Source organism: Streptomyces sp. NRRL B-24085 (assembly GCF_001282115.1).
Classification (GTDB): domain Bacteria; phylum Actinomycetota; class Actinomycetes; order Streptomycetales; family Streptomycetaceae; genus Streptomyces.
Window position 1 is genome coordinate 1 of sequence record NZ_LJBR01000592.1, and the last position, 6,834, is coordinate 6,834.

6 protein-coding genes and 1 pseudogene are annotated in these 6,834 nt (G+C 71.6%); 4 read left to right on the plus strand and 3 right to left on the minus strand.

The window, feature by feature from the left end:
- Window positions 1-185: pseudogene (locus tag AOJ26_RS45315) on the minus strand (PadR family transcriptional regulator); the annotation flags it as partial.
- A gap of 140 nt (window positions 186-325) precedes the next feature.
- On the opposite strand from AOJ26_RS45315, the gene AOJ26_RS39930 reads away from it, so the two are divergent.
- From AOJ26_RS39930 to AOJ26_RS39940, 3 genes are all read left to right on the plus strand, one after another.
- Window positions 326-874, plus strand: a complete 549-nt coding sequence (locus tag AOJ26_RS39930; protein ID WP_053853237.1) for a hypothetical protein — start codon at window positions 326-328, stop codon at window positions 872-874.
- Window positions 871-1,101, plus strand: coding sequence for a hypothetical protein (locus AOJ26_RS42550; RefSeq protein WP_053853238.1), 231 nt, complete (start codon window positions 871-873; stop codon window positions 1,099-1,101). The genes AOJ26_RS39930 and AOJ26_RS42550 overlap by 4 nt, the downstream gene beginning before the upstream one ends.
- 176 nt (window positions 1,102-1,277) lie before the next feature.
- Complete coding sequence (locus AOJ26_RS39940; RefSeq protein WP_053853239.1) at window positions 1,278-2,090, plus strand: PhzF family phenazine biosynthesis protein; 813 nt, start codon at window positions 1,278-1,280, stop codon at window positions 2,088-2,090.
- Here the strand turns inward: AOJ26_RS39940 and AOJ26_RS39945 are convergent, their stop codons facing one another.
- Window positions 2,091-2,891 carry a CPBP family intramembrane glutamic endopeptidase gene (locus AOJ26_RS39945; protein ID WP_053853240.1) on the minus strand — a complete coding sequence of 267 codons (801 nt, stop codon included), beginning with the start codon at window positions 2,889-2,891 and terminating at the stop codon, window positions 2,091-2,093.
- Between the two features lie 185 nt (window positions 2,892-3,076).
- Between AOJ26_RS39945 and AOJ26_RS39950 the strand changes: the two genes are divergently transcribed.
- On the plus strand, window positions 3,077-4,849 hold the full coding sequence (locus AOJ26_RS39950; RefSeq protein WP_053853241.1) for a substrate-binding and VWA domain-containing protein: 1,773 nt from the start codon (window positions 3,077-3,079) through the stop codon (window positions 4,847-4,849).
- Window positions 4,850-4,862: 13 nt separating this feature from the next.
- Here AOJ26_RS39950 and AOJ26_RS39955 read toward each other — a convergent pair whose 3' ends face one another.
- The gene (locus tag AOJ26_RS39955; protein WP_053853242.1) at window positions 4,863-6,380 is read right to left on the minus strand and encodes a glutamate-cysteine ligase family protein; all 1,518 of its coding nucleotides are present in this window, start codon (window positions 6,378-6,380) and stop codon (window positions 4,863-4,865) included.
- Between the last annotated feature and the right edge of the window lie 454 nt (window positions 6,381-6,834).

Here is a 6,834-nt window from a genome sequence, read left to right on the forward strand (position 1 = left end):
CTCCCCCTGGGTCCGCCCCGTCCCCGGTGCCCCCAGGGGCCGGGGCCGAAGCCCGGCCCTCCGAAGCCGGGGCCACCGGGACCGCCCGGCCCGAAGGGGCCGAAGGCACCCCGCAGGCTCTCGGGGCCGCCCCGGCCCCGACGACCGGCTCCACCATGTCCACGCTCGAATCCGTGGGAACGCATCGCAATCACTCCATTCCATCGTTGATCAGTCGCGATGCTTCAACGATATATCGTAACCGATCGCATGACAAGACCCCCTCTCTGGTCGCTGTCGACTCCGTGCCCTGCCGTGCCCGCCTGCGACTGGCTAGCCTGCGGACATGACGGAGACTCCCGGGTTCGGCGCGGCGCTCGCGCGGCTCCTGGACCGCAGAGGGCCCGGCGGCCCGCAGCCGGCCGAACGTGCCGGAGTGCGGGAGGACCAGCTCCGTGCCGTGCTCGCCGGGAGCAGCCCCGGCGACGGACTGCTCCGACGGCTCGCGCCCGCGCTGGGTCTCCGTGCCGTCGACTTGTTCGTCCTCGCGGGCCGGGCGGTCCCGGACGACATGGCGCCGCTGGACGCCACGGCCGCGACGTGGGTGAGGAGCACGGTGACGGACGCCGTACGCCTCCCTGCCGTGGGGCGCCGTGAACTCCTGCGGCGGATCCGGGAGCTGCCGCAGGAGGAACGGCGGTCCAGGTTCACCCCGAAACCGCTCCTGCCCCTCGACGGCGGCCCCGGCGCTCGGGTCGTCCGCATGCTCCAGTACCGCAACCTGGACTGGTCGGGCATGGCGGCGACGCTCGCGCTGACCACGCCCACCTACCTGTCGGCAGCGACGTACGGCGTGATCGGCTCCGGCCGCAAGGAGCTGCCCCGCGCCTGGTGACGGACTTCGCCGCCCTGCTGGGGATCGACGCCGGCGACCTTGCGGCCCTGACCGGCGTGGTGCTGCGCGAGGCGCCACCCCCTCCGCCGCGTCGGGCCGTGGACGCCGCGGCACTGCTGTGGGCGGCACGGCGCCTGTCGGCCGCCCAGGCACGACAGATCTCCGAACTCGCCCGCTCCCTGCGCGAGGCCTCCCCCGACGCGGTTCAGCGGCCCGCCCGCGACTGACTCCGCCGGGACCGGACGGTCACCGCGGGACGTGCAGTTGTCGACGCCCTCGAAGACGCGGCGCACGACCGGGACACCGGCCGCCTCCAGAACCTCGGCACAGACGCCGGCAACTCGGGCCAGCGACCCGGGATTGGCCTTGTCCCGGTCGCAGGACCACCCCGTACCGTCGGCCCATGCGTATCCGAATCGTCGACGCCTTCACCGACCGCCCGTTCGCCGGCAACCCGGCCGGGGTCCTGCTCCTGGACGACGCCTTCCCGGACGACGACCGGCTCCAGAACATCGCCCTGGAGGTCAACCACGCGGAAACGGCCTTCGCGCACCGGTTGCCCGAGGGAGGCGAGGCCGACTGGGCGCTGCGGTGGTTCACGCCCGCCACCGAGGTCAACATGTGCGGGCACGCCACGCTCGCCACGGCCCACGTCCTGCACGCCACCGGCGCCCACCGCGGCCCGGTGCGGTTCGCCACCCGCAGCGGGGTCCTGGTCGCCACGCCAGGGGAGGACGGCTCGATCACCCTGGACTTCCCGACGGCCCCGCTGACGCCGGTCGCGCTGCCCGACGGGGTTGCCCGGGCGCTGGGCGCCGAGCCGCTGACGGCCTTCGACACCGGGCCGAACATCGGTGACCTGCTGCTCGAACTGGCCGACGAGAAGACCGTGCACGCCCTGCGCCCCGACCTCAAGGCCCTGGCCGCCTACTCCGAGCGCGGGATCATCGCCACCGCCCGCGCCGAGAACCCGGACCTGGGCTACGACTTCGTCTCCCGCTGCTTCTTCCCGAACGTCGGCATCGACGAGGACCCGGTCACCGGCAGCGCCCACACCGCCCTGGCGCCCTACTGGGCCGAGCGGCTCGGCCGTACGGACCTCACCGGACTCCAGGCCTCACCGCGCTCGGGCCGGGTCCGCACCGGGCTGCGCGGGGACCGCACGCTGCTGACCGGCCGGGCGGTCACGGTCATCGAGGGCGAGCTGCTCGCCTGATCACGCGGTCGGCAGCCAGCCCACCTTGCCCGCGAGCAGCGCGTATCCCACGAACGCCCCGATGTCGAGCAGGGAATGCGCCACCACCAGGGGGCCCACCCGGCCCCACCGCCGGTAGAGGTGGACGAACACCACGCCCATGACCATGTTGCCGATGAAGCCGCCGATGCCCTGGTAGAGGTGGTAGCTGCCGCGCAGTACGGAACTGGCCACCAGGGCGGTGCCCGGGGTCCAGCCCAGCTGGTTCAGCCGGCGCAGCAGGTAGCCGACGACGATCACCTCTTCGAGGATCGCGTTCTGCATCGCCGACAGGATCAGCACGGGGTACTTCCACCACACGTCGGGCAGCGCCTCGGGCACCACGGTGAGGTTGAAGCCGAGGCCGCGTGCGGCCAGGTAGAAGGCGATGCCGGTACTGCCGATCACGGCCGCGATCCCGGCCCCGCGGGCTAGGTCGGGGCCGGGCCGGGTGCGGTCGAAGCCGAGGGTCCGCAGGCTCTGCCCCTCGCGCAGCAGGAAGTGCGCGACCAGGGCGACGGGCACCAGGGCGGACGCGATCCCGAAGAGCTGCCAGGCCAGATCCAGCCAGGGGCGGCCGGGCGCGGCCGAGGCGTTGAGGGTCGCCGCCTGGTCCTTGAGACCCCCTGGTTTGGTGACCGATCCGACAAAACTGATCAGCGCGGACACACCGCTCGCACCGAGCGAAAGCCCCAGAACGAGCAGTGTCTCGTCACGGAAGAACTTCCGTGAGAGCGCCCTCTGCGGAAAAGAATCGGCCACTGGCCCTTCCTCCGCCTGCACACCTGCCTCCAGTTGAGTAATCCAGCCTCATCCGTATCCCCGCCCCGCTAGGGTCCTTCGAAAGAAGTTACGAAGATCGTGCGCAAGGCCGTCGGGGGGACGGACGCCGTACGGGGGCGTGCCTCCCTCTTTCCTGCCGTACACGGCCGTGCCGGCACGAGCACCAGGGAGAGGGCACCACCGTCATGGGACGTCACAGCTTGCCCGATCAGTATGGGGCGGGCGGCAGCGACCCCCGCCCCCGCGCGCGCCGCCGCACCGTGGCCGTCGCGACGGTGCTGGTCCTGACCGTCGCCGGCGGCACGGCCGCCGCCGTCCAGGGCGGCCTGCTCTCCTTCGGCTCCTCCTGCCGCGACGAGGCGGTACGGCTCGAGGTCGCCGCCTCCCCCGACGTGGCCCCCGCCCTGCGCGCCGCGGCCGAGCGGGCCCACGACGAGAACCTCACCTCCGACGGGCGCTGCGTCGACATCTCCGTGACCGCCCGTGAGTCGTACAAGGTCAGGGACACGCTCGCGGCCGGCAAGAACCCGGGTGCGCAGGTGTGGGTGCCGGACTCGGACGTGTGGGTCGAGCAGATCTCCGCGGACGCGGGCGCGACCAAGGTGGCCCGCGTCGGCAACGTGGCCTCCAGCCCGGTCGGCATGGCGATGGTGCCGGCCGCCGCGAAGTCTCTGGGCTGGCCGCAGAAGACGTACGGCTGGCTGGAGCTGGCCGGCGCCGCCTTGGGGGGCGACTCCCTCAGGCTGGGCGCCGCCGATCCCGCGCGGAGCGCGTCCGGGCTGCTCGCCCTGACCCAGCTCAGCAGTGCGGCGGGCCGGACCGAGGGTGGGTCGACCCAGGCCGCGGCGATGATGAAGTCCCTCTCGCAGCGCATCTCCGACAGCGACGGCCAGCTCGTGGAGACGCTGCCGCGGGACTCGTCCGGCACTGAGCAGGGCAACCCGAAGCGCAACCAGGCGCTCGTCCTGTCCGAGCAGGCGGCCTTCGCCCACAACTCCTCGGCGGAAGCCGGGGACGGTCTCGACTTCTTCTACCCGAAGGACGGTTCACCGCGGCTCGACTACCCGTACGCGCTCGTCGACGAGACGAGGCTGAGCACCGACGAGAGCCGGGCGGCGATCCGTTTCATGACGTATCTGCGCAGGCCCGAGCAGGAACAGCTGCTGACGGACCGGGGGTTCCGCACCTCCGACGACCAGGTGTCGGCCTCACTGGTCGCCAAGGCCGGGGGCAGGGCGCCGCAGCCGTTCGCGGCGGCGGCCGGTGAACCGGCTTCCGCGACCGCGCTCCAGGAGGCCCTCGGCACCTGGACGATCACCGTCCAGAGCGCGCGGATCACCACGGTCGTGGACGCGTCCTCGTCCATGTCGGAGGCGGTCCCGGGCACCGGCCGCTCCCGGATGGACGTCACCAAGGCGTCCCTCCTCCAGGCCCTCGCCACCTTCACCCAGGAGGACGAGATCGGCCTGTGGGAGTTCTCCACCAAGCTGGACGGCGACAAGGACTACAAGATCCTGGTGCCGACCGACCGGCTGGGCGACAGCACGGCCGCGGGCGGCACCCAGCGGGACCGGCTGTCGGCGGCCTTCGGCGGCCTGGAGCCGGTGCCGGGCGGCGCGACGGGCCTGTACGACACCACGCTCGCCGCGTACAAGGCGGCGACCTCCTCCTACGCCGAGGGGAAGTTCAACGCCCTGGTGGTGCTGACCGACGGCGTCAACCAGGACCCCGGCAGCATCTCGCGCGGGGCGCTGATCTCCGAACTGGAGAAGCTCTCCAGCCCCGAACGCCCGGTGCCGCTGATCGTGATCGCGGTGGGCCCCGACGCCGACCGGGCGGAGGCCCAGCAGCTCGCTGAGGCCACCGGGGGCTCCGGGCAGCAGGTCAACGACCCCGCCCAGATCCACACGGTGATCCTGAAGGCGATCGTGGCCGCGGGCGCCCAGGGCGGTGGCTGACCCGCGGCGGCCCTCACCCCAGCGGCGCCGGTTCCGGCAGTCCCACCGGCCAGGTGTGCACCGGCTCGCCCAGGCGCATCAGCTCGCCGTACCGCCGCGTCGTGGCGGCCAGCGCCGCCTCCCGCGACAGCCCCGCCTCCAGGGCCCGGTGGAAGGTCGCCGCCTGCCAGGACGCCCCGTTGGTCCGGCGCCGGCAGCGCTCCTCGATCACCCCGAGGTACAGGTCCCGGTCGGCGGGCTCGACGCCCCAGGCCGCGAGCCCCGCCTCGGCCAGCGGCAGCAGTTCGTCGCGTACGAGGGTCACCGCGTCGACCTCGACCGTGCCGCCGTGCCGGCCGCGCCGGGGCCAGGTCATGCGCGCGTCGATGCCGTGCCGGCAGGCAGCGTCGAAGTTGGCCGCGGCCGCCTCGAACGGCATCCGGGTCCACACCGGCCGCTGCTCCTCGGCGAGGGCGCGGACGAGACCGTAGTAGAAGGCCGCGTTCGCGATGACGTCGGTGATGGTGGGACCGGCGGGCAGCACCCGGTTCTCGACCCGCAGGTGCGGGACGCCGTCGGCGATGTCGTAGACGGGCCGGTTCCAGCGGTACACCGTGCCGTTGTGCAGGACGAGTTCGGCGAGCGAGGGCACCCCGCCCTCGTCGAGCACCTTCAGCGGGTCCTCGTCGTCGCAGATCGGCAGCAGGGCCGGGAAGTAGCGCAGGTTCTCCTCGAAGAGGTCGTACGCGGAGGAGATCCAGCGCTCCCCGAACCAGGTGCGCGGCCGCACACCCTGGCTCTGGAGTTCCGGTGGCCGGGTGTCCGTGGACTGCTGGAAGAGCGGGGGCCGGGACTCGCGCCAGAGCTCACGGCCGAACAGGAAGGGCGAGTTGGCCCCCAGGGCGATCTGTACGCCGGCCACCGCCTGGGCGGCGTTCCACACGTCCGCGAAGCGCCCCGGGGTGACCTGGAGGTGCAGTTGCACGGAGGTGCACGCGGCCTCCGGAGCGATGGACTTGGAGGTGCAGGTGAGGCGTTCCACCCCGTCGATGTCGAGGAGGAAGTCCTCACCACGCGCGGCCACGATCTGGTCGTTGAGCAGGGTGTAGCGGTCCACGTCGGACAGGTTGGAGGAGACCAGGTCGTCCCGGTCGAGCGTCGGCAGAATGCCGATCATCACGATTCCCGCGTCGACCTCGCCCGCTTTGCGGTCGGCGTACGCGAGCGAGGTGCGGATTTCCTCCGCGAGCCGGTCGAATACCCGGCCGCCCAACCGGTGTGGGGCTATGTTGACTTCCAGGTTGAACATGGCGAGTTCTGTTTGGAAGTCGCGGCTCGCGATGCGTTCGAGGACCTCTCCATTCAGCATTCTCGGCATCCCGTCGGTGCCGACCAGGTTCAATTCGATCTCCAGCCCCATCAGGTTCTTGGGGCGATCGAACCGCTGCTCCGCCAGAAGCCGCTCCAGCCCCGTCAGGCACTGTCGGAGCTTGTCGCGGTAGCGCTGGCGATCGGACAGGTCGAACTGGCCTGCCACGACCTTCTCCCCCATGGATGGGTCCTTCCTCGTTGCGTCATGAGTCAGGTGGGATGATGCCCCGCCGGAACGATCGATAACGTCCCGCGACCGCTCCGGGCCCGCTACGCTGTTGGATGTGACCGGTGGCACATTCACTCGGCATGCAGCTGTCAGCAGTTTCGGGTGCCCCGAAGAACTCGTGAAAAACGCCGACGAGAATTGGCCGACCGCTCCCGGCACATTCCCCGAGGTCACCGCCTCGAAGTAGGCACGGTATCGGGATGATTCCCCGCGTATCGCCGACCGAATGGCTCCTTGCCGGTTACGGCGGAAACGGCTAGACGAAACATCGTCTGAACACATGTCGTATAAACTCCGCGAACAAGGCAGAGGGTTGGCGCCCACGGTCCTGATCCCGCCGTCGGGTGACGTACGGCGGTCAGCATCCGCACCCTCGTCACCGAACCCCGGCCCCCGCCTCTCTGAC